31 protein-coding genes and 1 pseudogene are annotated in these 25,062 nt (G+C 55.4%); 15 read left to right on the top strand and 17 right to left on the bottom strand.

Translation table 11 applies throughout. The annotated features are described in order from the left end of the window. Positions 1-14: 14 nt before the first annotated feature. Positions 15-971 (bottom strand): GlxA family transcriptional regulator, encoded by a 957-nt coding sequence (locus CRO62_RS04050; RefSeq protein WP_323455471.1) that lies wholly within the window; start codon positions 969-971, stop codon positions 15-17. Between the two features lie 85 nt (positions 972-1,056). On the opposite strand from CRO62_RS04050, the gene CRO62_RS04045 reads away from it, so the two are divergent. Continuing rightward, complete coding sequence (locus tag CRO62_RS04045; RefSeq protein ID WP_097099307.1) at positions 1,057-1,722, top strand: DJ-1/PfpI family protein; 666 nt, start codon at positions 1,057-1,059, stop codon at positions 1,720-1,722. Positions 1,723-1,899: 177 nt separating this feature from the next. Here CRO62_RS04045 and CRO62_RS04040 read toward each other — a convergent pair whose 3' ends face one another. From CRO62_RS04040 to CRO62_RS04020, 5 genes are all read right to left on the bottom strand, one after another. After that, positions 1,900-2,130, bottom strand: coding sequence for a hypothetical protein (locus CRO62_RS04040; protein ID WP_097099306.1), 231 nt, complete (start codon positions 2,128-2,130; stop codon positions 1,900-1,902). A 388-nt stretch (positions 2,131-2,518) separates the two neighbouring features. Next, positions 2,519-5,719, bottom strand: a complete 3,201-nt coding sequence (traA, locus tag CRO62_RS04035; RefSeq protein ID WP_097099305.1) for a Ti-type conjugative transfer relaxase TraA — start codon at positions 5,717-5,719, stop codon at positions 2,519-2,521. A gap of 595 nt (positions 5,720-6,314) precedes the next feature. Continuing rightward, entirely contained in the window at positions 6,315-6,701 is a 387-nt protein-coding gene (locus CRO62_RS04030) for an ester cyclase (protein WP_097099304.1), read from the bottom strand. A 69-nt stretch (positions 6,702-6,770) separates the two neighbouring features. After that, complete coding sequence (locus CRO62_RS04025) at positions 6,771-7,355, bottom strand: histidine phosphatase family protein (RefSeq protein ID WP_179784451.1); 585 nt, start codon at positions 7,353-7,355, stop codon at positions 6,771-6,773. Positions 7,356-7,390: 35 nt separating this feature from the next. Beyond that, positions 7,391-7,945: an AAA family ATPase gene (locus CRO62_RS04020; protein WP_097100373.1), complete on the bottom strand. Its 555-nt coding sequence runs from the start codon at positions 7,943-7,945 to the stop codon at positions 7,391-7,393. A gap of 250 nt (positions 7,946-8,195) precedes the next feature. Here CRO62_RS04020 and CRO62_RS27590 point away from each other — a divergent pair, with 250 nt between their 5' ends. Genes CRO62_RS27590 through CRO62_RS04010 form a run of 3 tightly spaced genes read left to right on the top strand, consistent with a single transcriptional unit; the run spans position 8,196 to position 9,323 of the window. Continuing rightward, complete coding sequence (locus tag CRO62_RS27590; protein ID WP_323455470.1) at positions 8,196-8,636, top strand: IS5 family transposase; 441 nt, start codon at positions 8,196-8,198, stop codon at positions 8,634-8,636. Beyond that, the gene (locus CRO62_RS27585) at positions 8,554-8,988 is read left to right on the top strand and encodes an IS5 family transposase (RefSeq protein WP_323455493.1); all 435 of its coding nucleotides are present in this window, start codon (positions 8,554-8,556) and stop codon (positions 8,986-8,988) included. Before CRO62_RS27590 ends, CRO62_RS27585 begins: the two co-directional genes overlap by 83 nt. Positions 8,989-9,026: 38 nt before the next feature. Beyond that, on the top strand, positions 9,027-9,323 hold the full coding sequence (locus CRO62_RS04010; protein WP_323455469.1) for a hypothetical protein: 297 nt from the start codon (positions 9,027-9,029) through the stop codon (positions 9,321-9,323). A gap of 47 nt (positions 9,324-9,370) precedes the next feature. On the opposite strand, the gene CRO62_RS04005 is transcribed toward CRO62_RS04010, so the two are convergent. After that, positions 9,371-9,610: a helix-turn-helix domain-containing protein gene (locus CRO62_RS04005; RefSeq protein WP_210201850.1), complete on the bottom strand. Its 240-nt coding sequence runs from the start codon at positions 9,608-9,610 to the stop codon at positions 9,371-9,373. A 145-nt stretch (positions 9,611-9,755) separates the two neighbouring features. Between CRO62_RS04005 and CRO62_RS04000 the strand changes: the two genes are divergently transcribed. Further along, the gene (locus CRO62_RS04000; protein ID WP_097099303.1) at positions 9,756-10,658 is read left to right on the top strand and encodes a hypothetical protein; all 903 of its coding nucleotides are present in this window, start codon (positions 9,756-9,758) and stop codon (positions 10,656-10,658) included. Here CRO62_RS04000 and CRO62_RS27580 read toward each other — a convergent pair. Next, complete coding sequence (locus tag CRO62_RS27580; protein WP_272448182.1) at positions 10,631-10,759, bottom strand: hypothetical protein; 129 nt, start codon at positions 10,757-10,759, stop codon at positions 10,631-10,633. The two genes, CRO62_RS04000 and CRO62_RS27580, sit on opposite strands and share 28 nt — an antisense overlap. 123 nt (positions 10,760-10,882) lie before the next feature. Further along, a complete protein-coding gene (locus CRO62_RS03995) occupies positions 10,883-11,203 on the bottom strand; it encodes a hypothetical protein (RefSeq protein WP_097099302.1) in 321 nt (106 codons plus the stop codon). 422 nt (positions 11,204-11,625) lie between these two features. Between CRO62_RS03995 and CRO62_RS03990 the strand changes: the two genes are divergently transcribed. The 4 genes from CRO62_RS03990 (at position 11,626) to CRO62_RS03975 (ending at position 15,669) form a co-directional block, all read left to right on the top strand. Beyond that, positions 11,626-11,898: a helix-turn-helix domain-containing protein gene (locus CRO62_RS03990; protein ID WP_097099301.1), complete on the top strand. Its 273-nt coding sequence runs from the start codon at positions 11,626-11,628 to the stop codon at positions 11,896-11,898. After that, entirely contained in the window at positions 11,895-13,136 is a 1,242-nt protein-coding gene (locus CRO62_RS03985) for a type II toxin-antitoxin system HipA family toxin (protein ID WP_097099300.1), read from the top strand. Before CRO62_RS03990 ends, CRO62_RS03985 begins: the two co-directional genes overlap by 4 nt. 212 nt (positions 13,137-13,348) lie before the next feature. Next, positions 13,349-13,756 (top strand): hypothetical protein, encoded by a 408-nt coding sequence (locus CRO62_RS03980; protein ID WP_323455468.1) that lies wholly within the window; start codon positions 13,349-13,351, stop codon positions 13,754-13,756. 818 nt (positions 13,757-14,574) lie between these two features. Continuing rightward, positions 14,575-15,669: a helix-turn-helix transcriptional regulator gene (locus tag CRO62_RS03975; protein WP_097099299.1), complete on the top strand. Its 1,095-nt coding sequence runs from the start codon at positions 14,575-14,577 to the stop codon at positions 15,667-15,669. Between the two features lie 9 nt (positions 15,670-15,678). Here the strand turns inward: CRO62_RS03975 and CRO62_RS03970 are convergent, their stop codons facing one another. Next, entirely contained in the window at positions 15,679-16,212 is a 534-nt protein-coding gene (locus CRO62_RS03970) for a hypothetical protein (protein ID WP_143539380.1), read from the bottom strand. Further along, positions 16,200-16,820 (bottom strand): hypothetical protein, encoded by a 621-nt coding sequence (locus tag CRO62_RS03965; protein ID WP_097100368.1) that lies wholly within the window; start codon positions 16,818-16,820, stop codon positions 16,200-16,202. Before CRO62_RS03965 ends, CRO62_RS03970 begins: the two co-directional genes overlap by 13 nt. Positions 16,821-17,054: 234 nt before the next feature. Between CRO62_RS03965 and CRO62_RS27785 the strand changes: the two genes are divergently transcribed. Further along, complete coding sequence (locus CRO62_RS27785; RefSeq protein WP_097099297.1) at positions 17,055-17,441, top strand: GNAT family N-acetyltransferase; 387 nt, start codon at positions 17,055-17,057, stop codon at positions 17,439-17,441. 349 nt (positions 17,442-17,790) lie between these two features. Here CRO62_RS27785 and CRO62_RS03955 read toward each other — a convergent pair whose 3' ends face one another. Further along, on the bottom strand, positions 17,791-18,864 hold the full coding sequence (locus CRO62_RS03955; protein WP_097099296.1) for a GSU2403 family nucleotidyltransferase fold protein: 1,074 nt from the start codon (positions 18,862-18,864) through the stop codon (positions 17,791-17,793). Between the two features lie 381 nt (positions 18,865-19,245). After that, positions 19,246-19,491, bottom strand: a pseudogene (locus CRO62_RS03950) (hypothetical protein); the annotation flags it as partial. Positions 19,492-19,898: 407 nt separating this feature from the next. On the opposite strand from CRO62_RS03950, the gene CRO62_RS03945 reads away from it, so the two are divergent. After that, positions 19,899-20,432 (top strand): hypothetical protein, encoded by a 534-nt coding sequence (locus CRO62_RS03945; protein ID WP_097099295.1) that lies wholly within the window; start codon positions 19,899-19,901, stop codon positions 20,430-20,432. Here CRO62_RS03945 and CRO62_RS27570 read toward each other — a convergent pair. Both CRO62_RS27570 and CRO62_RS27565 read right to left on the bottom strand, forming a co-directional pair. Continuing rightward, complete coding sequence (locus CRO62_RS27570) at positions 20,421-20,762, bottom strand: N-acetyltransferase (RefSeq protein WP_323455492.1); 342 nt, start codon at positions 20,760-20,762, stop codon at positions 20,421-20,423. The genes CRO62_RS03945 and CRO62_RS27570 overlap by 12 nt on opposite strands. Before the next feature lie 18 nt (positions 20,763-20,780). Then, positions 20,781-20,993, bottom strand: a complete 213-nt coding sequence (locus CRO62_RS27565) for a hypothetical protein (RefSeq protein WP_323455467.1) — start codon at positions 20,991-20,993, stop codon at positions 20,781-20,783. A 462-nt stretch (positions 20,994-21,455) separates the two neighbouring features. Between CRO62_RS27565 and CRO62_RS03930 the strand changes: the two genes are divergently transcribed. The 4 genes from CRO62_RS03930 (at position 21,456) to CRO62_RS03910 (ending at position 23,791) form a co-directional block, all read left to right on the top strand. Next, the gene (locus tag CRO62_RS03930; RefSeq protein ID WP_323455466.1) at positions 21,456-21,935 is read left to right on the top strand and encodes a hypothetical protein; all 480 of its coding nucleotides are present in this window, start codon (positions 21,456-21,458) and stop codon (positions 21,933-21,935) included. A gap of 123 nt (positions 21,936-22,058) precedes the next feature. After that, entirely contained in the window at positions 22,059-22,502 is a 444-nt protein-coding gene (locus CRO62_RS03925; RefSeq protein ID WP_097099292.1) for a hypothetical protein, read from the top strand. A 152-nt stretch (positions 22,503-22,654) separates the two neighbouring features. Beyond that, entirely contained in the window at positions 22,655-23,008 is a 354-nt protein-coding gene (locus tag CRO62_RS03920) for a cupin domain-containing protein (protein WP_179784450.1), read from the top strand. Positions 23,009-23,413: 405 nt separating this feature from the next. Then, the gene (locus tag CRO62_RS03910) at positions 23,414-23,791 is read left to right on the top strand and encodes a hypothetical protein (protein ID WP_035253150.1); all 378 of its coding nucleotides are present in this window, start codon (positions 23,414-23,416) and stop codon (positions 23,789-23,791) included. A gap of 114 nt (positions 23,792-23,905) precedes the next feature. Here the strand turns inward: CRO62_RS03910 and CRO62_RS03905 are convergent, their stop codons facing one another. Together CRO62_RS03905 and CRO62_RS03900 are read right to left on the bottom strand one after the other, a co-directional pair. Then, complete coding sequence (locus tag CRO62_RS03905; RefSeq protein WP_003518904.1) at positions 23,906-24,310, bottom strand: hypothetical protein; 405 nt, start codon at positions 24,308-24,310, stop codon at positions 23,906-23,908. Positions 24,311-24,356: 46 nt separating this feature from the next. Further along, complete coding sequence (locus CRO62_RS03900) at positions 24,357-24,575, bottom strand: hypothetical protein (RefSeq protein ID WP_038493340.1); 219 nt, start codon at positions 24,573-24,575, stop codon at positions 24,357-24,359. Positions 24,576-25,062 lie beyond the last annotated feature (487 nt).

The raw sequence follows: 25,062 nt of genomic DNA, 5'->3' as shown, positions 1-25,062 counted from the left end.
AGGGAACACCCGCATCAGCCGCGGAACCTTTCCTGCCATTCTTTTGGCCCGACTCCCAACCTGCGCAGGAACAGCCGCCGCATCGTTTCCGGTGATCCGAAGCCGCACTTGCGGGCAGTTGTTTCGACAGGGGTGCCGGTCTCCAGCAATCCCTGTGCTCTCTCCAGGCGTATCATCTCGACTGCCTCAGCCGGTGTGCGACCTGTCCGTTGCCGATAATGGCGGACAAAGGAGCGGCGGCTCATGCCGACCTGTTCCGCAAGGATTTCGAGGGTGACAGGGCGTGCAAGATTTGCGGCGATCCATGCGTGCAGTTCCATAAACCTGTCGTCGACCGTCTGAAGTCCGAGCGGCACACTGAATTGGGACTGGCCTCCCGGTCGCTTGAGGAAAACCACCAGCTCGCGTGCGACGGCGAGAGCGACTGCTCGACCGTGATCTTCCTCCACCATTGCCAGAGCGAGGTCGATCCCTGCCGTCACGCCCGCCGACGTCCACACTGAACCGTCGCGCAGAAAGATCGGGTCGCGTTCAAGACGTACCTTTGGAAATCGTTTTGTGAACTCGTCGCACCGGCGCCAATGGGTAACGGCACGGCGACCATCCAGCAAGCCAGCCTCTGCCAGCAGGAATGCGCCGCTGCAAACCGAGGCCATGCGCCGGACACGGCTTGCACGATCGCGAACCCATTCGATCAGTGCCGGGCGGCTGCAGGCAGCGTTTACACCGCTGCCGCCAGAGACGATGGCGGTGTCAAGCGCAGATTTGCTCGTTGGAAAGGTCTGGCAGAGTAACGTTATTCCGGAGTTGCACCTCACTTGCGCCTCTTCGCCGACCAGGGTGACTTCGTAGTGCGCTCCAGCGGCCGTTGCCCGGGAGAATTTGTTGGCGGATGCGAACACCTGGGCGGGACCGGTTGCATCGAGAACTTGGGCATCAGGAAAAACCAGGATTTCAATCTGTCGTAACATCACGATTGGCCTGAAACGAGGGAATATTGGCATTCGTGCCACAACATTTACTGCGATGCTGGCTGCGTCAAGAGAGGAGAAATCAATGACCCTTCACTTTGGTATCCTTTGCTTCCCAGGTGTTCAGCAACTCGATCTTACAGGTCCTTATGAAGTATTCGCCTCTGCACGCGAGACGCAGGTCGATCTCGTCTGGAAGACGACCGAGCGAGTACGTGCGTCGACCGGACTGTGGTTGACACCCGACAGGACCTTTGAGGAAGCGCCAGCCTACGATGTGATCTGTGTGCCTGGCGGCGGTGGCGTAAATCCCTTGTTGACCGACACGGAGACGCTGGATTTCGTACGGTCCCAGGCGACAACGGCGCGCTTTGTCACCTCCGTCTGCACCGGTTCACTTGTGCTAGGTCAGGCGGGACTGCTCGCCGGGAAACGGGCAGCCACCCACTGGAACGCAATGGATTTTCTGCAGCGGTTCGGGGCGATCGCGGTGGATGAGCGCGTTGTTCGCGATGGCACGCTGATTACGGCAGGCGGTGTTACGTCGGGGATCGATTTCGGGCTTGCCGTCATTGCTGAGCTGATGGGACGGGACGAGGCAGAAATAATTCAGCTGTCACTCGAATACGCACCGGCACCGCCCTTCGATGCCGGTGTGCCTGGCCGGGCCCGTGAGGAAATTGTCGAGGCGGCCCGTCAGCGTATGGCTCTGTCGCGAGAGGAAAGGGAGGTTTTGCTGGCGGGGGAATAGCTGTCTTTTGGAGAACGCGCGGACGAAAAGGAAAATACTTTTGCTGCCTTTCGCGGCTATTACCGTTGCAGATTTTTTCCTTGTCGGGATATTTGCTGTATTACCCCTCGTCACCGCAAAAAAGAAACCCTCCGGACCGGAGGGTTTCTAATCCAACTCAACGTCCAAGTCGTGTTGCTAGAGCGCGCTTTGCCGGACGACGGTAATTTTTCCGAGTTCGACCAGCGGTGTGACGTCGAGGCTCTTGCCTTTTTCTGTCATTTCGAGGCTGTAAAGAAATGCCCGTCCGGCGGGATGGTCGTCTGCTGTGTGGATTTTTTCCTTGCCGAAATATGCTCCGACGGGGATGGGAATGCCTGAGGCCTCACAGTCCTCGATAGCTCTGAAACGTACGGGTGCACCTTCCATTTGGTCCTCCTTGGGTTTGGCAAATGAAAAACAATGCAGCGGGTACTGCCGGATTATGATGCCATGAAACAAACCGTGAGGCAATGACCGGCTGGCGCTTTACGGCTTTCGGGTTGCCTGAGTCAGGCCGCTCCAGGAAAAAAGAAACCCTCCGGCAGGGAGGATTCGAGTGGTGCCGACCTTACAGGGTTGCAAGGAAGAGGGGCGGAGGGGAAAGGTCCGTCCGGTCATTGAATGCGCGGAAGGACGAACGGTTCCCCGCCCCGCGGAATATTCGCATGGGCCTGCGTTTTCCTGCTGTTTGTGATCCCCTGTTGTCCGCGGCGAGGAGAGAAAAGGGCCCATCTTCAGGGCCTCTATTTCTTTAAGCGCTCCGGAAGGATGGTTCTCACATTCGCATCCCCGGCCGCCTGGTCAATCCGAGGGTCAGCTTCTGCTTTTCGACGAGCTCCGCCCGGTGCGCTCGCTCGACCAGTCCGGCCACCTGCCTGATGCGTTCAGCGGAGATATGGGCGTCTGCCCTGACCCGAAGCTTTTCCAGATCCTCATTGCGCAGGTTTGCCGTCCCGAACCGCTTGGTCAGGGCTTCCGTTATTGCATTGATTTCCTGCAATGCCTGCCGGCCTTCTGTTGTGTTTGACATCTGGCGGATGAACGCGGGCCTTTGCTCATGGGCCAGCGCATCGAGGCGTGTGAGGATCTCCTCACTTGCCTTCGTGAGAGCGGGAACCTCAACGGTATCGCATTTCTCCCGCTGCCATGTCTCGGACCGGCGTGCGCCCTCGAGCTGCCGTACCCATGTTCCGGCGGCGGTCTCGACAAGCGATGCGACCGATCGGGCGTAATGCAGTGCTTCTTTTCTTTCCCTGTTGTCACCGAGGATGCCCGCCTTGCCGCGGAGGGTGCCGAACTGGTCGGGGCACTCCCTAATGGCTCTTGCCAGAATGGCAGGATCGGTGTCGGGATCGAGAACATGGTACCTTATGGCATTACAGGCAGCGAGTGCATCGTGATAGACCCGTGTAGCGACCCTGTGCACCTCTTCCATGCTGCGCTCCAGTTCCGGTTGCGCTTGCTCGCGGGCGATCTCGTTGACGGTCTTGTCATAGCGGATGATGGCGGGAATGAGAGGTGGGGGACTTTCGATTGGATGATGGTGATGGCGCAACTCGTTCTGCACCGTCCCGTCAGTGTCCATTCCCTGTCGCTGCCCTTCGACCGTCTGCTGCAAGGGCGATTGCCTTATCGCACGCTGCTGCGGGATATTTTCGCCCCATGGCTCCTTCAGCCCGCGGCGCTCGGAAAAGGCATCCGTGTAATCGAGTGTGGTTTCCTTGAGCCCCGAACGGCCAAGGGTGGCGGTGAGCGCTTTCATGTCCCTGAACTCGTCACGCCCGGCATAAAGCATTGCATGAAGACGATGACGGGTCATGGCAACGTAGGTCAGATGCCGGTCCATGGTGGCAGAGGCCATGACGAACGTCCGGTCGACGGTTGCCCCTTGCGCCTTGTGAATGGTGGTAGCGTAGCCATGATCAAGGGAATTGTAATCTTTTGGCCGGATAGTCAGCCTGCGGCCGGTTTCCTGTCCGCTCGATAATCCGTCGAGCCGGATCTGTAGTGCGTCCGGTTCGACGGCTTCCACCGTTCCCAACATGCCGTTCCTGACCCCGAGATCGCGATCGTTCTGCAGCAGCACGATGCGGTCGCCGGCGGCAAAGGCACGCTTGCCGTTGACAGTCTGGTAGACGATCTCTCGATCTTCCTCACCGGCTGGTTTTGCCAGAACACCTTCGGCCTGAAGACCTTCCCGAATGGCGTCATTGATGGCGCGGACATCGGCACGGCGATGGGCAAGGGCGATGCGGGAGTGGTGTGGATTGTCGCGCCGGTCAGCGAGATAATCACGCGCGAGATCTGCACATGCCTGTTGTCGATCATCGGCAAAACGGATGGCATTCTGCTGATCATACTGTGCCAGTGCTTCAGAGGTGCGGCGGGTAGCAAGGGCGATCGAGGCCTGTCGTTGCCAGTGGTGTTTCTGGCGACGGATTTCTGTGAGTTCGATGGCTCCCGTTCGCTCGGCAATGGCCCTGAAGGGAGATCCCGCACCGATCGCCTGCAACTGCTCGTGATCACCGACCAGCACCAGCTTGGCACCACGCGCCTCGACTTGCCTGACGAAACGGGAAAGTTGCCGGCTGCCGATCATGCCGGCCTCGTCGATGACAAAAATGTCCCTGTGTCCGAGGAGAGATCTGCCGTTGTGCCAGCCAAGCTCCCACGATGCCAGCGTGCGCGCGGCAATGCCTGACGATGCGGACAATCCCTCTGCCGCCTTGCCGGCAAGGGCAGCACCATGGACACGATAACCGTCCGCCTCCCATGCCCGCCGTGCTGCCGCCAGCATGGTCGACTTGCCCGCACCGGCAAAGCCAATGACGGCTGATATCTGTTCCGGTCCGGTGACATGCAACACGGCGCTCTTTTGCTCGTCACTGAGGCCTTGTCCTGACAATTCCCTGTCCTGCCCCGCCATAGCGTTTGTGACCGTCGCCGTTCTCACGGCATGGGCCGATCGCTCCGCCATCCTGATCGCACTCGTCGCCATCAGCTGTTCGAGTTCGATCATCTCCCGGGTGGAATAGCGGGCCGGTTCGCGTTGCTGCTCCTGCTGCAGAAGAACGAGCTGCGGTGATGCCATGACGGCGGCAAGGGCATTGTGGAAGGCAGTCCTATCGGTGATGTAGCGGCTCAAGGTTCTGGCGATATCGTGACGGGTAAAGACGCTCTGACCTGACGTGATGAGGGCAAGCACCTGTTCGGGGCGACGGCGGATGAGTTCCGCGTTCCGGTGTGCCGCGTCGTCATCGATGCGGCTGCGGGAGACATCGACACCACGCTCCTTCATCTGCGAGGCGTGCACGCCCATGTGGCCTGTCGGCTCGATGGCAAGACCGCGGGACATATGCGAACGGTGATCGACACGGCGGTCGAGACCGGCACGCAGGAGATGACGGTTGACCAGACCGGCAAAGGCCTCGCGGATCTGTCTGACCTGCATTTGCGTGGTCGGCAGGCCCCGGTCGATCAGCCATCCGTTATCGCGCTCGATCAGGGTCTTTTCTCCAAGACCGGTGGGCGTGATCACCCGGGTGGTCATGACGACATGGGCGTGGATGTTGCGGTCGTCGCTCTTGCCCTGCGGCACGTGAATGGCGAAGTCGACGGCAGCGTCGAAACGATTGGCCAGATCGGTCGCAAAGGCCTGTGTCAGCGCCAGCCTTCCGGCGTCAGACAGTTCATGCGGAAGGGCGATCTCGAACTCGCGGGCGACACGGGCATCGCAGCGGCGCTCAGCAAATTCTGCGGTATTCCAGAGCGAGGCACGATCGCGTGCCCAGGGGGCATCGACACCATCGGGCAGGATGATTTCCGCATGAACGACGCCCTTCTTTGCGGTGAAGTCGTGCGTAATGCATTCACGTTCATTGAGGATCCTGCTGGCTGTGCGATAGGCGATGGCGGCGACCGCACTTTTGCCGGCATTGCGGCCAATCGGTTTTACACTGAAATGATAGATCGCCATGCCGTCTCCCGATAAAACGCGCCGGCAGAAGGATCGGGGGCTGGAGCCGAGGCTCGGTCGCCGGTTTCGGCGCGGACCCCTCCCGCAGGGCGGCGGTTTTGCCTGTCACAAGGGTGCAACTCGTAAGTGCGCCCTTGGTGAATTCAGTCTAGCGGGACGGGGACGGATGGCTATCTGCAGAACTGCACCAGCATGTGCTGCGAACTGATCCTCGCTACCCTGCCTCAAAGGCAAGAGAACGTTGGAAATCGTGATGCATGCGGGCGGATTTGAAAGGGTGAAGGCAAGAGCGGGAGCCAGGCCGGGGCGCACAAATTCGGTCAGCATGAGGGGCCGGTACGGGCCAAGGCTGTCGGTGCTGACCGACGGTGAAAATCTGTCGTCAAAAATCATGGAGGGGCTGTTCGGCGTGACCGCGACGCTTGGTGATGCGTCCAGGCGGCACATCCATCACGACTGGACACAGGCAAACATGAGGGGCTGGAAGATCTTGCTTGCTGCGGCGTCAGCTGCCGCAAATAATGCTGCGCAAGACCGATCGTCCACTGCTCAAGAAACGGCTCAACGCGGGTTAGAACGGTTTAGCCTTTGCTGGCTATCGGCCAAGCTGGCGCTCAATTGCGGCCTTGTCTATGATCGACCGGACCTTGCGGATTTTTGTGTGCTCGAATTCGTAGAAAACATGTTCGCTGAACTGTACGCGCCGGCCATTGACCGGGAGGTCCGTAAAGGTGGCTTTGGGCGTACGGTCGAACGAAAGCCGGGCCGCAATCCGGTTCGCGTCGCTGACGAGGATCTCTGCCTCAAACCGAAGATCTGGAATATCGGCAAAGTCGTGCACCAGCATGTCGCGATAGGCTGACAGGCCGAACGGTCGGCCATTGTGTTCGACATGGTCACCGACGAAGGTACCGAGTTCATTAAAGGCCTGACGGTTGAGGCAGTCGAGATAGGAAAGATAGATGTCGTTGAGTGTTTTCATGGCGTCCTCCTGCAACGGTGCATGTGATGCCTGGATCCTCCCCGACTAGCCGGATCATGATTGTGCGGGTCAAGCTGTAATGAGATCGCAGCTGTGGTCATGCAGTCGATAGAATCCGTCCTGGGGGACGGGAAGTGCGAGCATCTCCTGTTTTGAAAGTCCGAGAAACACACCCCGAAGGATCCGCCCGAACAGGCCATGGGAAATGGCGATGGTCGGGTGCTGGACATCGGCAATCCATGACATCGCTCGCTTGCAGGCGTTATCGAAACGTTCGCCATCGGGCGCCCTGAAATACCAGTCGAACGCGTCGGACCCGTCAAGGTGACCGGGAAACTCGTTGTCGATCTCAAATCGCGTCATTCCGTCCCATGAGCCGGTCGTGACCTCCACGAGCCGTTCGTCGTCGACAGATGGCAACGGCACCTTTTCCTGGATCCGCTCTGCGGTCTGCCGCACGCGCCCGAGCGGACTGATCTGCATCCGGAAGAGCTGGTCATCGTTGCATAGCGTGTCGCGGAGCAGGCGAGCGACATGATCCGCCTGTTCAATGCCACGTCGCGTCAGCAGTGAATCCTGTTGCCCCTGAAACCGGCCAAGAGAGTTCCAGACTGTTTCGCCGTGACGAAGGAGATAAATGGTCGGTGTGGCCACGCGTGCTTCACCTCAATGGTCGTTATCGATTGCGTTCATCCGGACGTATCCATACGAAGACGGGCCGATTGCAGCGCATTGATGACCGACTGCAAAGCCTCATCATTGTCCATGCCTGACACTGACAGGACGTGGTGCTCGAAGGTGCCGAGATCGGCAAACCGGGCATGAAGATCGGCGACGACAAGCGGATCGCCGAGGCTGTCGCCACCGCGTGCCTGACAGCGTTCGATCGCCTCTTTCACTGTCGTGCGCAGCACGATGTAGTGTAGCGGGCATTTGAGCGCCATGAAGGTCGGTATCCAGTCTGGTCGTACGACGCCATCGAGAATGACGAAATATCCATGGCTTGCGTAGCGACCGGCAACATCGGCGGCAATCTGCATGATCATGCGGTTCTGCTGATGGGATCGGGGTAGCCATGGATCGATGCGGCCATGCTTGATGTATCCCCACAGATCATCGCTATGGAAATGAACTTTTGGCACGCCGGGCAAGTGGGCCAGCGCTTCGGCTATGGTGGACTTGCCGGAACCGGGATGTCCGGAGAGAAGCAGAATGTGGCCGGAAAAATCATCGGGAATGGTCATGGCGCCATCCTTCATGGTGCCGGATCGATCGTCAACCGCTTGCTTCCGATATCGTTGTTCGCGTGATAACGAGTCGCGCTCGAAAGTTTGATATGGCCCAATTTTGGGAAAGGTTCTGGCGCTATTTCGATCTTTAGGGACGATGCTCGCCAGGTACCGCCACTCGTCGTTAGATGTCTAGGTCGTGTTGACAAAGTGGATTCTCAAATCAGCTAAAGCATGATTCAAGACTGCCTTTTAGGAGGCGATTTTGGCTCGCGGCGACCTGACGGATTTGGAATGGCGGATTGTTGAAGGACTGCTGCCCACCGAGCGCGGGAGGAAGTCTCGCCCTTCTCACGATAATCGGCAGTATCTCAACGGAATGTTGCATGTTCTGCGGGTCGGGTGCCCTTGGCGCGACATGCATGAGCGGTATGGCAAGTGGAATTCCGTCTACGTGCGCTTCCGCCGTTGGGTAGAACAAGGCGTATGGGATGCACTGCTGGAGACGCTTGTCGAATTGGGCCTGACCGATGACTGGCAGCATATGATCGACAGCACCACGGTTCGCGGCCACTCTCAGGCTGTGGGCGCAAAAGGGGGACTTATAAGGAGGCTTTTGGTCAATCACGCGGCGGCTTTTCGACGAAAATCCACGCCCGTGCAGACGGTCAGGGCCGCCTCTTGGCTTCATCCTGACAGGTGGTGAAGCTTCAGATTACAATGCCGTTCCCGATCTGCTAGCCATGCCGGTTGCCAAGCCGAGGCTGGTTCTCGCAGATAAGGGCTATGACAGCGACGCTCTGCGCAAAGAGTTGCTGATCCACGGGATCAAGCCCGTTATCCCTCCGAGGGCCAACCGAAAAGACCCGCCCGCCTGTGACTTCAAAGCCTACAGGGACCGAAATCGTATCGAGCAGCTGTTCAACCGGCTGAAGCAATTTCGTCGTGTCGCCACCCGATACGATAAAACCCGAAAATCCTTTGCCGCCTTTCTCGTGTTGGCCGCCGCAAAAATATGGTTGCCATACTTGCTCCGGTTCATGAGTTGTGCACCTTAATTAAAACGGCAACACGCTGCAAAAAGAGGAGAGAAATCTTGTATGACTTCAATCATCTAGAGCACAAAGCGAAAGACCTGATTGCGACTGGGAAGGCAGCGGACGCGATCAAGATTTATCTTTTCATGGCAGATGGCGACCAGTCGTTGGATGCCGGATATCTCGGGGAGCGGTTGGGAGAGTGTTATGAGAAGATTGGTGACCTGCATGCCGCAAAATATTGGTATGGAAGAGCGGTAGAGGAAAATCCCGACGTCAGGCTGACTTCTGTAGAAGCGCGTAAAAGGCTCCACGAAGTCAGCATCGAAGCCTTTTTGGCCGACGCAGAAAAGTAGTTCTTAACGAGCAACTCAAGCTACTTTGTCAACAGAACCTAGGCAATCTACGACAACGGAATGTAATCGTCTTTGTTAACGAGAACACCAAACGTGACCTCGTTGTCTACGAACTTCACGCCGGCTTTTTCTAAAACAAAGCGTATGTTGTCTATTGTTGATTGCTTGAGATCCTCGCCTTTTTCAAGGCGGACCAAGGTGTTTGTCGATATTCCAGCATGTTCCGCAAGTTCGACAACTCCCCATCCTAAAGCGGCACGCGCCATCCTGACTTGAACAGAAAACATGAAAATCGCCATAATTTAGCGAAAAATATTGCTTCGCTATCAATTCCGGTTACTATTCGGGTGCCTGCGTCACGCAGGCGGCCGAGTCAGGCGTCCTACCGCCGGACTCGACCTGACCACAATCTAGCTATCTGGAGCTTGGATCATGGCTGATTCTGAGAATAGCAGAACTTTACCTAAAATTTCGTGCGCAAATGCATTTCCGAACGAGACGTTTGTCGACAACCTGCCAAGCGTGATCAACCGGCGCAATCTTCTGCCGCTGGCTGCGCGAATTCTGCCAATGCTGCTCAACGATCTTCCACCGCGCACGATTGCCGGACCGGTGCATGCCAGGGAGCTGTGGCCTGACTGGTACGACATGTATCAGCAGCGCCTTGCTGCCGAGCGTGAATGCCGGGAGCTTGAGGCGCGACTGCTCGAAGAGACGGGCGGTCGGCCTTCTGTCGTGGTTGCCGTCGATGATGGTGGTCCGTCACCCGGAAGGGTGTCTTCTTTCGAGGAGATCAGGGAACTGGCGCCGCGGATCGGCTCTGAAGCTGCGGAGAGCGCGCGCCTGGAGTTGCTGAGACTGAGGCGGGCATGGAATGCCGCCGACCGTCGTATCGGCTATAGTGCGAGCCTGGCAAAGGCACAGGATCTTGCCCGGTTCGAGGGCATTGCCGGGCGTGTCCTGATTTCGCTTCAGCCCTATTATATCCACGACATTGCCGCCAAGCTTCACTGCATGCTGGTGATGTATGATCCGGAGCTTTGCAAGGAAGAGACCCCGTGGCCGGAACTGCGCCGCATGCTGCGCGAGCTGATCCAGCCGCACTGGTCTGTGATTGAACCGCAGTCGCGTATCCGCCTGCTGCGGCCCGAAGGCGCGGGCGCGGCGGTTTCAGGAGGAGAGGGACAGGATTGCTGTTTGAACGATGCTGGAGCGGGCTTTGGAGGCGCGGCAGCTGTCTGTGGTAAACTGTATCGACGCCTGGCCTTCAGCGCCCTGCGATGGCTAGACCACGAAACGCATTCTGCCTATGCGGCAAGGCCTGTTACCAGATAAGCGGACGCCAGAAGCAGGCTGACGATTGTGAAGAATATCAGGGCTGCCGCCAGTTCATCAAACATGCCTTCGCGTTCATTGCGATTCCAGTCGTAAGCCAAAGCCAACCTCCATCGTTGCTGTGGGAGGAGGGTGGTCAGGTATGGTTAATGAAAGCTTAGAGCTGGTGACCTGATTGTCGTCTGTACGAAGTGCCATTGACGATGGGAGGATGGCACCGAGCGTCAACCGGCAGGTTCGGCGAAGCTGATGTCGGTTTTGCTATCAAGCACGATATGCAGGTCGCGGATCATGCCGGCTGCCTGCAGCAGCGCGTTTCGCACGTCGTCATCGCTGCGCCATCCGTGTTCGATCGACAGGGCGACGGTGTGGATGTCGACGACACTGTCGCGACCGGGACCGGAGGGAATACCGATTGTTTCGCGCATGTCGCGGATGGTTGTGACGGCCCGTTCAAGCATACGTCGTTTCTGGTAATCGTCCAGGTAATCGAGCCTGTTGGCGTCACGGACGAGTTCGGCAATGAAACTGTTGGTCAGGGTCATGGTATGAGGTTGCCGGGTCGACCAGGCGGCGTCAACAGAGGGCCTGGCAGCGTGGGCTTCAGGCTGCGGTTTTACGGTGTTGCTGTGATAACAGTGCATCAGGGCTGAACGCGCGGCGAAATGGATTATGCCGTCTATTGTTTTGATATATTATAATCAAATCTCATAGAGTTATGTAATTGTTCGGATGTAAAATATGAAGATTATCGCAATTGCCGGTGTCGCAATTTATCGGACAATGATGATGAAACGATAGGGCCGTGAGACGAGGAAAAGACCTTGCTCCTGTCGGGCTCAATCCGAAAGAGGTTCCCGATCAGGATGATCTGGCGCGATCAAGTGTAAGACTTACCGATCGGGAAGTGATTCCTTGATTCTTTGGAAAACTTCCTGTACGGTAAGTCAAACGATGGAGGTTGACGATGTTCAGGTCCGCGCGTGATTTCGGCGCTGCTATCAAGGAGAGACGCAAAGCACTTGGCTGGACGCAAACCGGTCTTGCTGCCCGTTCCGGAACGGGGGAACGCTTCATCGTCGAGCTTGAATCGGGCAAGCCGAGTTGCCAGCTCGAAAAAGCCCTGATCGTCGCGCGCGCAGTTGGAATCGATCTTGGCGATCTCAAGACGGTTCAGACTGTGCAAGCCGCGCCGGACGATGACCTCGGCTTTCTGCCGATGTTTGGTGCTGATCAATGACAACCATCTACTACGAGACCTTACCTGTCGCCCATCTGAGTTTTGAAGGCGAATGGAGGTTGGACTATGATCCGGGCTGGGAAGCACGCCGCCCGGCCTTTCCGGTGTCGCTTACCATGCCGCTGCGTTCCGGATCCGTCGGTGCAGCAAAGCTGCTTCCCTGGCTTGCCAATCTGCTTCCGGAAACCCATCTTGCCGAGATCGGTCAGCGCCTCAAGGTTTCCCCGCAAGATATTGTCGGTCTACTTGCTCATATCGGACGTGACACGGCGGGGGCACTGTCGATCGGGGAGCCGCGGAAAGCTGGCGTCAACCTCCAGCCCGTGCCGGACGAGCAGGCGCTGGAGCGTATTCTCAATGAACTTCCTGCCAAACCCTTTCTGGTCGGAGAGCGCGGTGTTTCTATGTCCCTGGCGGGCGTTCAGGAGAAGCTGCCGGTGTTTGTTGAGGGGAGTGGCCGTATTTCAGTTCCGGTCGACGGGACGCCATCGACGCATATTCTCAAGCCGGATACGAAACGCCTTGCGGGGAGCGTGGAGAACGAAGCCTTTTGCCTGTCGCTTGCGCGTGCCTGCGGGCTGGATGCCGCCGAGGCGACGATCGGAGTAGCTGGCAAGCGACGTTATCTTCTCGTGAAACGCTATGATCGCTTTACCGACGCTCAAGGCGAGATCCGCAGGCTGCATCAGGAGGATCTTTGCCAGTTAACGGGTTACTTCCCCTCGCAGAAATACGAGCGGTCCTCGACCGGCGGCGGCGTGACCATGAAGATGATGTTTGATGCCGTCAGCGATCTTGTTTCGCCTGGCGAGCGGTTGAAACTTCTCGATGCGGTGATCTTCAATGTCCTGATCTGCAATTCGGATTCGCATGCCAAAAATTACTCTATCCTGATTGGTGCCGGTGGGTCCGCGAAGATGGCTCCACTCTATGATCTGATGTGCGCTGCCGTTTATCACCAGGTCGACCAGAGCCTGCCGCAGGGGATTTCCGGTCGGTTCCATGTGCCTGACCTGCGGCGTGCCGACTGGCAGGCGCTGGCTGATGACATTGGACTGAGCGGCGCATCGACACTGAAACGGGTTGAGGAGCTTGCAAAACTGGTCAGCGTCGCATGCGATGAGGTGGCACGATATATCGTCGCCCTCTCCAGCGATCCGACGAGGATTCTTGAGCGAATTACTCACAGCGTTCAAAAGCGGTGCCGGCGAATTCAGGAGACGATGCGTGATCGATGAAATGCAACCTGACTATAATCCGACCACTGATTTGGAACCCTGTGCGAAATGTTTTGACCGCGAAGTGCTGCTTAGGAAGCAGTTCTACGATGACATCCTGTTTCGCTATGCAGGTGTGCCAAAGCGATAGCCAGTAAGCGGGCGAACTTTCGTGACATGACGCCTGTTGTTTCAAAGTTCGAACCGCTGACGAGACGCGAGTTTTCACCACAATGCTACATCGGCAGCACAACGATCCGAAGCTGGACGCATTCAGGTTTGTGTGGCCTGTATTGATGGTGTGCTGCTTTGCTATCGTCGGCGCTCTAGTGCTGGGCCTACGAGCGTGGCGCTTCAGTAATTTCCCTCACTCCATCGCAACAATTCAGGAAGTATGGGATCAACAAGTCAAGGTTTCGGGCCGCGGAGGTGAACCGTTATTTGAGCCGCACTACGAGACCTTCAGTTTTGGCACGATTGTTTTCGAGCGCCAGCAAAAGGGCATTACGCATTCCTGCATGCAGACGGTGAGGCTTGGAAGACCTAAGGATAAATATATGGCTGGTGAAAAATTGGATGTCGTACCCGCCACCGGGACGTGCGACCGCGTGGATGTGATCGGCCGGCTTCGGGAGCGGTAGCCGGTGTGTCAACCGACAGAGAAGACTGATGGCTCGGAAGGCGGATCATCATGCTCGGACGCAATATTGCGAACACATCGGGACCATGGAGAGGAGCAGTCTTCGTCCTAGCCATGTGCGGGGGGTGAACTCGCAGTTTGTTTAAGTACGTATTTTATTATTAAAATACAGACTATTGAGATTGTTATAAAAGTATTTTGTGAGGGTTATGGTGTTTTCGCTGCTGCTAAAGGAGCGTCCTCTTGCTACAGGAAACTTGTCGCGCGCGGAATGTCCGCGTCGAGATCCCGATCAATGACGTTATAATCGTTCTCTGAAAATTCGGCGTTATTTTCTGTTTGCCTGCTGATCCACAGTATGCACTGTGAAATATCGTCGGTTTCGAAAACGGGCTCTTGCCTGTCAGGCCCGACCCACATCAACACGTAACGCAATGATAATGCTCCAGTTTGATTACAGGGCAAATTTAATATCGAGCTTGCCGAAGGTTTGCGTACCCCAATTGGGGTATGTCTGGCTGATCGGGTTCGGGTTTGCTCCAAGACGCTGACTGATGTCGTTAGGTGACGATAAGACGGCTGAGAAAAGCAACGAGTGTCTTGCCGGCGATTGAGCGCACATCGGTCCGGACCGTCGTAGAAGCCCGTTGCGCCTGGAAGGCGTACCTACCTGCTCCAGTTGATGGCTTCGGGAGGTGGATGAGAAACGGGCGGCTTCCAGCTCGACAAGTGTGTTTGTTCAAGTATGCATGAAAACAACTTCTGGATCTGGTGTTGTATTCTGGCTATACTAATATACTTTCGTGGGTGAGGGGGAAAATGCCGGTTGATATCGCGGTTTTTCATAATCTGCTGAATCGTTTCCAGGATGCAGCGCTGGAGCCCTCGCGTTGGCCCTCGCTTCTGGAGCAGATTGCGGAGGCAACTGGCGCCGGCGGCATCAATGTCATGGCACCGGCAAGCTCCGGGTCGGTCGGAGGTGTTCTTTTCACCGAGAGTTTATCCTCGATCATGGAAGCCTATATAAACGACGGCTGGAACACGCGAGACCACCGGGCGAAATTCATACCGTTGATGAAGCGTAACGGAGTTGTCCTCGAGGAGGATTTCGTTCGTAAAGATGATCTGGATAATCTCGAATACTATAAATTCATGGCGAAGTATGGATTCCAGCATACAGCAGTCGTCAATTTCTCCTCAGGTGAGGACGATTTGTTTTTCGTCCTGCAACGCAGGCTCGGCGATGGCGGGTTCGGGAACGATGACCGGGTTCACCTCGCTAATCTCAGAACCCACCTTCAGATGTCTGCGCGGATCATGGCACTGTTTTCGGCTGGCGATATGAGAGGACGTCTGGCCGCGTTTGAGCGTGCAGATGTTGCGTGCGTTTTCTTTGACCATCGTGGTTATGTGGTAGCGGCTAACCAGAAGGCGGATTCGCTTCTCACCGGGGATGTCAGAATAGCGCATGGAAAAATCAGGGCAGCGTCGTCACGGGAGACAGTGGTCTTTGAGACGACGCTGAACAAGGTCATTCGATCAAATGATCTGGCACACGGCGAAGTCGTGACGTTGACCCGTGGTGAGAAGAGGCCGTTGCTTGCGCGGATCGAAAGGGCTGGGGCAAATGTGCGCGACGTTTTCGCCAGGTCGTACGCAATGGTGCTGTTCGAGGATGTGAGTGATAAACGTCTCATTTCATATGACGTGCTTCATCATTTGTTTGGGCTGACGCCGTCCGAATGTAAAATTACGGCGCTTCTTGCCGACGGTGCCGATCTTAGAACCGTCGCCGGTCATTGTGGAATTCAGTATGAAACGGTTCGTACCCACATTCGGTCAATCCTGCGTAAAACCGGGACCGAACGACAGGCGGAGCTATGTGTCCTTCTTGCTGGCATTCGGCTAGGCTAACACGCAAGGCTATCCGGCTTGTCCGTCCTTACCGTAGCACAAGCCTTCAGGACCCAGCAGCATCGAGACCTCACCGCGAGAATCGCAGGCAGACCGCGTGGCTTTTTCATCGCCAGATGAGCCACGGCAAATATCGTTATAGGCATCGTACTGACCGATCAGTCTTTCTATACGCGGTTCAAACGCAAAAGCAGTGTTTGATAAAGAAAGGGCTGTTCCTACAGCGATAATGATCGTTTTCATTCTTTGTTGATCCCCCAACCGAAAAGCACCGACTTTATACAACTCAGCGAAGTTTCGAATGTCGAACTCGCCAATTCCCTCAACCTTGAATTTCTTCGCTTTTTGCGAACTTCTTTTGATGGGAAGGCCCGAGGCATATTGTTTGACCGTTGCCTTCGTCGGCGATCTTGCCAGCAATCTTACCAAGCTCGAAATCGGTGTCATATGACTTTTCAAGCCAATAGAGATTTTCTCGAATTCTATTCTCTTCCAATCGATACGCTGACAGGCCTGCTCGAAACCAGGTGTCAGTTGCTCCAACCAATCTGAAACCGGTCAAATCGGACTTCACTAATAGGATGTCCCGACGGGTCGAGTCTAATCGAGCGAAGCACGAGGTTCAGGCTGGGAGAGTAATATTGTTCAAAGATTATCGGAGACAGTCCTTGCAGCTCCATGCGGTCTTTCACCACCCAAACCGGATACGAGCATGATCCGATTGTTTCCTCGGCCCATTTTTCGAAGGTGATGGTGATTGTGCCCGCAACCGTTTTCTGACCATTCAGGAACAGCGTTGTACCGGAGCGCCAATTTCCCTTTAGTGGCAAATCGTCGAGCGTCGTCGCATCCGAGTAGGTCAGCTCTTGTACGCCCTTCGCGCTGATCCGTTTGGTGACGAGCAAGGGGTGCAGATATTCCGCCGATATTGGCTCCAGTGAAGCGTGCCGTGCCATCAGGCGCTGCTCGGTTAACCCTGATTGCGTCGGTTTGTAGAAGACGGAGAAGAATGGTTGCTCTCTGGTTAGGAGCACGCCCTGTTTGGTTTCCTTTGGGGTCAAGCAATGTCCAAACGCTGGAACAGCTGAAACTATACCAGCCAACAGAAATAAACTTCTCAGCACAGCCGACCTCCCTAACCTGCATCGCATACTGCTACCATAACGCGTAAGAATAGTCATTCTAGCGAATTTTTGTGATCCCCTCATTTGGAGCCGCCCGAATAAGGCTCCGTTGCTGCAACTTTCGACACCATTGCACATCAAGCGATGTGTGCTGACAATCAATGCCGAGATCTATCTCTGGCGGCTCATGCTGACTTGGGGCGATGTCGCAATGTTCATCTCGTAGAACGTCCGGCATTTTGCACTTCGTGAAGAGGAGGCGTGATCCTACCGAGCACCCGCGACGGATACTCTGCCTCGTGGTCCAGCACCAGGACTTCAGGTGAAAACTTGTCGTTGTCTTGCTCATATCGGCTCCACTTTCTCAGAAGGCGGAGCCTCCGGCAAATCCGGTGCGGTTCAGATCGGCTGGTCGGCTTGGGGAATGTGGCATGGGATGGAGGTGTCCACGCCTTTATCCTGGACACCTGTGTTATTCCCCAGATGCGAAGAAAAGGTATCGCTACTCGCATGGTAGTAGAATCCATAAATGTGGCCCGAGAGCGCGGAGCGAAGTGGTTGCATGTCGACTTCGAACCGCATCTGTGTTCATTCTATCAGAGTTGCGGATTTCGGGTGACACAGGCAGGGCTCATGAAGCTGAACTGATTAAATCGGTCACTCTGGATGTCGGGTTGTGAGCGATGCGCCACAACCGGTTATAGCGACATTGTCAGCGACGATTTCCCCCGCTGTCATGGAGTAGCTTATGGGTCAGCAAGCCTCAGGAACAGGCAACCGCTGCAACGGTATATGGGACGCGATGGTCACAGCCTGTTCTAACGGGAACGCGCTCCCCCATAGCGCCGAAGTGAGCAACAGGACAGGCGTGCGTTTTGCTGGGAAGTCATAAAACGGAGGCGTGCTGCAGGTCTGCGACGTCAACGACCATGAAAGCGCCCGCCGCATCTTTGGCGAGGTCCGGGTCGCATGTGCTGTCTTTTCTGCTTCCATGTCCCTACGCCTTACCCAGTCGGTCTACCGTGACACCAAGGGCATTTGCCAACGCGAGCTTGCCGTTGTCTGGCATTAATACGAGGCCCGACAGGATCGCTTCCTGCCACGCCTCTCCGCGCGCCCAAGCTTCGCGGTAGGCATCGGCAAGCAAATAGCTCTGTCGCGTCTCCACAAGCGCCTCGGACAGCAGCGAGACCTGTACGAGGTCCTTATCCCTCTTGGCTCGCCCGAGGGCATCCGTGCGCCTCCTGGATGCAACGATCAGCTTGTGGATGGCATACCGCTCGGGAGCGGGGATATTCACGCTAACGCCTTCCCGGTGCAGCAGTACCGTTCTTACGGGTTCGTAGATCAGAAAGTCCAGGAACCGCAAGTTTTCAGCAGACGCGCCTCCAAGGGCAGGCATTGGGGACGGCTTGCCCGTGTAGTCATCCGATCCACGGTTGGTCGTCAGGAATTCGACGCGGTAGTTTACCGAATTCGAAAAGGCCACCACCTTCGCGTTATCGGCCTGGTGCGGGACCGCCCTGAACGTGCTGTCTATCGATCTCAGGAGATCTAGGATTGGAGGCAGGCTGTCCTCGACTTCCGCCGAGATCGCAAAGTCCTGCGCGAAGTCCGCATCGCCTGTTTGCATAGAGGTACCAGGGAGACGAACGCCAAGGAGGCCTGAGTAACAGCTGAAAGCCACAGAACCGACGAGGAGTGCCCTCAGACGGAATAGGCCGGCGTCAGCGAGTGCTTTGGTCACTTCACCCGCGAAGCGATCCGGCGCGGACATGCCACCGCTTCGCAGCAGCATGCCGACGAGCTTGCGCCGTTCACGGATGTCGTCTTTGACTTGCCTGTGGGCTTTCACCCGAGCCGTGATGTCGACGTCATCCTGCGGGCCAACATAGCGTCTCTTGTCCTTACCCTCGGGAGTAGGGAGATCAAAATACCAGTAATTGCGGCCCTTGACCGGAACGGCAACAAACCGGCCTTCGAGGGGAAAGTCTGCCTGAAACTGAGCATCGAATGTCCGCTGTGCCAGTTCAGCGAACGCCGTTCTGTAAACGAGGTCAATCTGTTTCATCGCCCGATCCCGTTATAATGAATTTTCAAAAACATTATAACTATGCTGTCAGATGTCAATGGAGCGAGGCCAGACCGGTTCGTTTTCAATTGAGAGGGTGGACACTGGTTCGCTTCGACACCATTGCATTCAGGCCGTCGAGGCGGAGACTGTAGACGGCCGCAACTGCCAGACTGAAACGCCGTCGTCCGCTCCTTCGACCACAAACGAAATAGTAGAGAGGGATACACGCTCTGGCGGATGGGATCGATGTTCCAGACGACCGCGTTGAGATCGTAGTTGGCGAGTACCGAACTTGGAAATCCTCCCCCATGTCAGTTGAAAGACATCTACCGCACGACTTGCGTTTTCACTCAGGTCAAAGCGCCTATTCGGTATCGTGGCGTGCAGCTGGGCGTTTCGCACGTTGTCATCGCTGCGCCATCCGTGTTCGATCGACAGTGCCACGGTGTGGATGTCGACGACACTGTCGCGACCGGGACCGGAGGGAATTCCGATCGTTTCGCGCATGTCGCGAATTGTTGTGATGGCCCGTTCGAGCATACGGCGCTTCTAATAGTCGTCGAGGTTCTCGAGCCGGTTGGCGTCACGGACGAGTTCGGCAATGAAACTGTTGGTCAGGGCCATGGTATGAGGTTGCCGGGACGGCTGAAGGGCGTCAATGGAAGACCTTCAAGGTGGGGTTCAAGCCCCGAAGTTGACGCCAGGCTGTGACGCCGATGCATCACGGCGCGTGGACACAGAGGCGTGCTGTTGTACAGAACAGTATCTGAGTTATTCCTATTTTTATCATGGTGTTGATGTATTCTCCGGAAGTAAAGCATGAGGCCTGCATCGTGTTGGCTTGTTTTTTTGGACGGTTGGTGACCGGGTGCAGAAATCTGGTGGTCGCGTTCCGTTTGTGCACAATAAGATTATCGGCGCGAAGATTGCCGGAAAGCAAAAGTTGATCAGTCTGCTACTCTCGGGGGATCGATTGGCGTGGGGTTGTCTACCGTAACAAAATGGCGGTGAGACCAAAACGGAGTGACGATATGAAAAACGGAGCGTGCACGTTCCGACGTCGGTACCTCAAGGTATCGACAATCAGCTACTTTGCCGCACTTTTGAGCTTCGGGGAAGCCGCGGCCACGCCGGCGGATACGACGCTTGACCGCCTTCTCGACGTCTGTGAAGCGTCCACTGTGCAAGAAGCGATGGTGAACGGCGACAAACTCGACTGGCAGCGTCTGTCCAATGCCGACATTGAGGAGTGGCGTCGCAACTTCGTCGGTTATAATGGCGGTTCTGTTGATCTCGTGGGTTGGCGACATGAGAGGGAAGGCGGAGTGGAGTTATTGTCGTTCTGGATTGCCGCTGGTCCTGATGGACGTAAGGCATGCGCGTTTACCACGCCAAGGCCTGCCGGTTTCATGGATGCATTATCGGAGCGGCTTGGAGCACCAGACAATCTCGACAAGAATGATGCGATAAATAGCGTAACCGCACTGTGGAAGCGGGGCGCAATCGATTATTCCTTTGTTCAGGTCGGGGCGTCTGCCGTCATCAATATCAGCTCAAGTCGATGAGATAATAATGATGCCTGGAGTCATACCGTTCCCGGTGAACAACGCTAGCTGACTACGCGGAGAAAACCCGCCTCTCAGTAGCGCTAAAAATATCTTCTTCAATCTTATTTTTTCGAGAGTTGCTTCCAGTATCGGATCGAACTCGGATCGCTGCCACACATCCCTGTATCCCAGGTGCCGATAAAGTCCCAAGGCCCGCCCGTTCGCTGCCGTCACATCAATGAACGCTTCTGCAAACCCTCGGTCAGCAATTTGTCGTTCAAGTGCCCTTATCAGGAGCGATCCTGCACCTCGTCCTTCAAATTCCGGCGCGACCCAGATGTCACTGATCTGATTGTCTCCGTGTTCCTAAGCACCGATGCCTGCGGCCTTGCCCTGATACTCTGCTACAAGAATTTGCGGGCCGAGTTGCCGAATAAAAGGAATAAATGGATTTTGGCCCTCGATCCGTGCTGCAACTGCATCATTCACATGAGGCTTTATGCCTTTACGCCAAGATGCTAGGCCGACTTCAGCAAGTTCTGCCTCTTCACCGGCGCGGGCGGGTCGCACTTGTATCATTTCCGACTCCTCAACTGGTCTGGCTTACGCCCAGACGACACATCTCTCTGCAGACGGTGGAACGCCCAAGCCCAAGCTGCCGGGTTGCCTCCGTATACTGGCAGATGCGCCGTCTCTAGACGGCGGTCGATCCCACGCAACAGGTGGTCGAGGGGGACGTGGTCATCAAGGTAGAAGTCGTAGAAGAGCTGCGCCGGAGCTGTCCGGCATCCCATCATCGCTCAATCCTCCGCAAATCAATGCGACGATTGAATCACGACATCGGTGGGCCAGCAATGCCGATCTTCCAAATCGCGACCGAACGCAGACCCGCATTGTGAGGTCGATGGATTTCAACTTTATCCTGTGTAATGGTCTGCCCAAGTCCTACAAAATTCTGATTTAGCCGAGTTCATTTTGATGCCCCATAACCATAGTCAAATCCGTTTAGAAAGTTGCCTTCAGGTACTGGTGGGGTTGCCATTGAGTATTGCCCGCAACGCTGCGGACATGAAGATTTTCCATTTTGGGGAGATTCAGCCGCATCCTTCAGGCCGAGGAACTGTCGGTCCTTACGTACTACATATTCAATGCCCGTGGCGTCTGGTTTCTAAGGATACAGTATTTACGGGGACATCGGATCGCTTTGTCGGTCCTGTTGAAGGAACAGAGGTAGATGATCACGATCCTAGATCGGGAAACCTGCAACTTATCAGGATTGCATCGCTTCTGAAAGGATACGACGAGACAACCAAGTCCTTCGTGAATACCGCAGAGCAACTCGTCGTTATAGCGGCCTATGCAGACAACCTTGGTGGGGCTGACTTGCTGCTCTCCGGCGATTACCGCCTCCAAATTTTCCCAGACGGCTCGCTTGAAGAGGATTGGCGCTTTGTCGAGTTGCAGGGTCGTCATATCGTGATCGAAGGCGGCCCGCGTACGGATCGACGAATAGCAATCTGACCACGGCAGCCACTGGCGCGAGTTTTCCAACGGTATCCGCCAAGAGCGGTCATTCAGTCGCCGCGAGCAAAATTTGTGCTAATTGCGATTTGTTGCTGTTCGAGAGGCTGCTATGACTTGGGCATGGCGAACGGTGTTCTCAGATTCTTCTTCGATTATGGTGCTGGTGGCTGCCTGTGGGCTGGTGATACTGCAACACGCGACAGGCTCGGTTTAGGGCCTGTCGATGCGTCGCTCTTTGATCTCGAAGGGCGACATTGCCAACCTGCGCGCGTGGAGCTATCTCATTTAGCTCAAAATTTGAGAGATCGACTGGACTTCGAGCACTCAGGCTATCTTAATCCTTTGTATCCGCCCGATCCAAGCCTTTGGGCTCAGTCGCTGTGCGATCATTTCAACGCAAATGTAGACAGGTTACTAGCGCTTTTACGCCACGAATTGGGTAAGGACTTTGACATCTTGGATGAACAAATTCGCTACGAAGAAGATCCTCAACTTGACGAATATTTGGCCATTAATCCGGGGCTTTCCAAACTAAACGAAATCACGCTTCCGACTGTCCGCTAATGGCTGAGAGGCGTCTTCCGCTTCGCGCTAACGGTAGTCATACGCCCAGATCGCTCAGCGTCACGGTCGATCAATTAACGACATTTGCGCTGCTGCATGTTTGGTGTTTAGTCTGGGCTTGAACGGCCGGCCTGACCAACAGAGGAATTTCAATGCAAAAGAAAGCAGTGCTCCTCGAGCGGGCTCAATGGGCCGAGAAAGAGAGCGTATGGCAAGGCGAATTCGAAGGGAGCGTATTTGGCGCAAACGTCTCGGTCATGTTTTACACCACTGACGAAATCGGCCGAGGCCCCAAGCTACACAAACATCCTTATGATGAAGTATTTATAGTGCGGCAAGGACGAGCGCTCTTTACCGTCGGGGAGCAGCAGTTGGACGTTAGGGAGGGTCAGATCGTGTTCGGACCGGCCAACTTACCGCACAAATATGTAAACATGGGTCCGGGCCGTCTTGAGATGATCGATATTCATGTTACCGATGAATTTGCTCAAGAAGACTTGGAGTAGCCATCGGCTGCTTTTCAACATCCATGCAGTTTTTGACTAGGACGCAACGTACGGCAGCTTCGGGCCGAGAGTCCTTTATGTTGATCGGCTGCTTTGCGACGATACTGTTGATTTATTCGGGCGGTTTAGAGGTGGCTCGGTTTGTTTGAACAGTTTCGGGCGTTTCACTAAGTGGATTTCCGCCTCGATTATGCAGCCACCATCATTGATGCCAGCGCGTTGAAATAGGCCTGATCCGGCGTCTGCCGAAAGCGTGCCGCAACCTGTTTGATGGTTATTGCCCGGTCTATCGAAGCGTGACCTTTCTATTTTCGGCTGTGGATACGTGTGTGTTGCGCAATTTTAACTCAATAGCTGCAGGGTGCACTGTGCGTGTTGTGCTTTGACTTTTGGGGATTGAATTGAATGAGGACAGCTTTACTTCTCTGTGCCGCCGCGATGTCATTGACTGGCTGCCAAACTCCGGCACCACAATCGGTTTTGGATTCGCAGCGCCCTCCGTCCAAATCGATTAAACGTGACTACGTGGACGCATTGCGCGGAACCATCAAACCCGGAGATTTCACGAAAGCCGAGATTTCGAGCGTAGTGCTGCTCGATCCTGAAAGGCGGATTTATGCTTTTTGCACGCGGACGGCGGAACGTGCCGATCCGAATTGGTCGTATATCGGCGTAGCCTTAAAACACAACGTGAGCGTGGACGCCTCAAAGAATGACTACCGCTGCCGTGACAAGCGGCTGCGGTACTACGATTTTCCTGAGTTGCTGAACATGAAGTCCTGATAGAGCCCGGCAGGCGGCGCTTAGCTCCTTTCGCGCCGCCTGTTGCCGGCTGCGGAGATTGCAAGGCCAGCTTCGAGGCTCGTGCTGTTGTAGCGGGTGTCTTCAAGCCATGGCTTACACGCCTTTTATGATGTCGCAGATGCCCTTGCGGATGACGTCCTTGTCGGCGATCTGTCCTGCCTGAATGTTGAAAACAGCATCGATCCGGACAGCGGCGCCTTTCTGGCGGGCGACAACGCGCAGCGTCTGAATTCTGCCGCTTCCGCTGGTTTCCTGATGGGCATCGATTGACGACAGTGCCTTGTTGATCTGGATACCTGAAAAACCTTCTGCTGCGACGGCTTGGGCGAGCTTTTGAAGGACAGCGGGTGCTTTGGCTTTCGGCAGTTCCTGAAAGGATTTGTAAGAGACAGCCGTGACCATCGGCACACCTGAGACTGTGAAGTTTTTCTCGCACGATGCTGCGAAGGCCGGGCTTGAGACGGTGATTAGACCGAGAATTGCGATGGCATGTTTCATATTGCGTAATCCGGTTGTTGGTGAAGGTTTTCAGCTGTTGGCCGCATCAGAATGTCGACCGTTTTCCTCTGTAGGTTGATGGCGGTGGTAATGCTTCATGGGCTTGCGCAAGCGTTTCCAGCCATGTTGCGAGGCCATCTGGAACTGTATCGTTGCCGGCTTCCAGCGCCTCGATCCATGAGAGTTCACATTGCAAGGCAGAGGCAATATTGATTGGCGTCCAGCGGATCACCCGCAGGCATTCATTAAAGCGTTCTGGCGACATGATGATTTGTTATGTTCCCCGTATTTTCGCGCAGAGGCTCCCTCACGCAGCCGCGATAGTCAATCATTTTGTGCAACTTTTGATAGGCCAAATGATCCGTATTTAGCCTGTCATTCGATCGCGATGAGGACAGTACGCGCTGCAGGATGCGCAGTCGGAATATTATACCTTCGGTATAGCCATTAATACATATATATGTATATTTATACTTTCAAAGAGGAATGAATTTCCCCTCAGGTAGAGTGAGGTGAGGAGAATGGTTGGTTGGGTGAAGATTGAATCAGCGGCGGGAGGGTATCCGTAAAACATATAATTTGTTCAGATGAGTGCACAAAACATATAAATAAGCATAAACCAACCGCATTAAGGAGAGGACGAGGATTTGATTGGCGAAGTTTGCTTGTTTTGCACTCGAATAATTTTGGACCGCTGAAACCATGTGATTTTATATAGGTTTTTACAGCGAGGTGGATTTATTTATATGGGA

The sequence above is a fragment of the Rhizobium sp. AN6A genome (assembly GCF_900215635.1).
Classification (GTDB): domain Bacteria; phylum Pseudomonadota; class Alphaproteobacteria; order Rhizobiales; family Rhizobiaceae; genus Agrobacterium; species Agrobacterium tumefaciens.
This window is presented reverse-complemented; position numbering and strand designations above follow the sequence as displayed.

What these genes read in the sequence shown, in the direction of transcription:
- traA (WP_097099305.1), bottom strand. Translation starts at nt 5,719, where the DNA reads ATGGCGATCTATCATTTCAGTGTAAAACCGATTGGCCGCAATGCCGGC.
- CRO62_RS03980 (WP_323455468.1), top strand. Translation starts at nt 13,349, where the DNA reads ATGCTACATCGGCAGCACAACGATCCGAAGCTGGACGCATTCAGGTTT.
- CRO62_RS04005 (WP_210201850.1), bottom strand. Translation starts at nt 9,610, where the DNA reads ATGTTTTCTGTTCAAGTCAGGATGGCGCGTGCCGCTTTAGGATGGGGA.
- CRO62_RS27565 (WP_323455467.1), bottom strand. Translation starts at nt 20,993, where the DNA reads ATGATACAAGTGCGACCCGCCCGCGCCGGTGAAGAGGCAGAACTTGCT.
- CRO62_RS03985 (WP_097099300.1), top strand. Translation starts at nt 11,895, where the DNA reads ATGACAACCATCTACTACGAGACCTTACCTGTCGCCCATCTGAGTTTT.
- CRO62_RS04040 (WP_097099306.1), bottom strand. Translation starts at nt 2,130, where the DNA reads ATGGAAGGTGCACCCGTACGTTTCAGAGCTATCGAGGACTGTGAGGCC.
- CRO62_RS04020 (WP_097100373.1), bottom strand. Translation starts at nt 7,945, where the DNA reads ATGACCATTCCCGATGATTTTTCCGGCCACATTCTGCTTCTCTCCGGA.
- CRO62_RS03990 (WP_097099301.1), top strand. Translation starts at nt 11,626, where the DNA reads ATGTTCAGGTCCGCGCGTGATTTCGGCGCTGCTATCAAGGAGAGACGC.
- CRO62_RS03910 (WP_035253150.1), top strand. Translation starts at nt 23,414, where the DNA reads ATGAGGACAGCTTTACTTCTCTGTGCCGCCGCGATGTCATTGACTGGC.
- CRO62_RS03965 (WP_097100368.1), bottom strand. Translation starts at nt 16,820, where the DNA reads ATGCGATGCAGGTTAGGGAGGTCGGCTGTGCTGAGAAGTTTATTTCTG.
- CRO62_RS03905 (WP_003518904.1), bottom strand. Translation starts at nt 24,310, where the DNA reads ATGAAACATGCCATCGCAATTCTCGGTCTAATCACCGTCTCAAGCCCG.
- CRO62_RS04050 (WP_323455471.1), bottom strand. Translation starts at nt 971, where the DNA reads ATGTTACGACAGATTGAAATCCTGGTTTTTCCTGATGCCCAAGTTCTC.
- CRO62_RS03945 (WP_097099295.1), top strand. Translation starts at nt 19,899, where the DNA reads ATGAAAAACGGAGCGTGCACGTTCCGACGTCGGTACCTCAAGGTATCG.
- CRO62_RS03900 (WP_038493340.1), bottom strand. Translation starts at nt 24,575, where the DNA reads ATGTCGCCAGAACGCTTTAATGAATGCCTGCGGGTGATCCGCTGGACG.
- CRO62_RS03925 (WP_097099292.1), top strand. Translation starts at nt 22,059, where the DNA reads ATGGCGAACGGTGTTCTCAGATTCTTCTTCGATTATGGTGCTGGTGGC.
- CRO62_RS03975 (WP_097099299.1), top strand. Translation starts at nt 14,575, where the DNA reads ATGCCGGTTGATATCGCGGTTTTTCATAATCTGCTGAATCGTTTCCAG.
- CRO62_RS04030 (WP_097099304.1), bottom strand. Translation starts at nt 6,701, where the DNA reads ATGAAAACACTCAACGACATCTATCTTTCCTATCTCGACTGCCTCAAC.
- CRO62_RS04000 (WP_097099303.1), top strand. Translation starts at nt 9,756, where the DNA reads ATGGCTGATTCTGAGAATAGCAGAACTTTACCTAAAATTTCGTGCGCA.
- CRO62_RS03920 (WP_179784450.1), top strand. Translation starts at nt 22,655, where the DNA reads ATGCAAAAGAAAGCAGTGCTCCTCGAGCGGGCTCAATGGGCCGAGAAA.
- CRO62_RS03955 (WP_097099296.1), bottom strand. Translation starts at nt 18,864, where the DNA reads ATGAAACAGATTGACCTCGTTTACAGAACGGCGTTCGCTGAACTGGCA.
- CRO62_RS04045 (WP_097099307.1), top strand. Translation starts at nt 1,057, where the DNA reads ATGACCCTTCACTTTGGTATCCTTTGCTTCCCAGGTGTTCAGCAACTC.
- CRO62_RS03995 (WP_097099302.1), bottom strand. Translation starts at nt 11,203, where the DNA reads ATGACCCTGACCAACAGTTTCATTGCCGAACTCGTCCGTGACGCCAAC.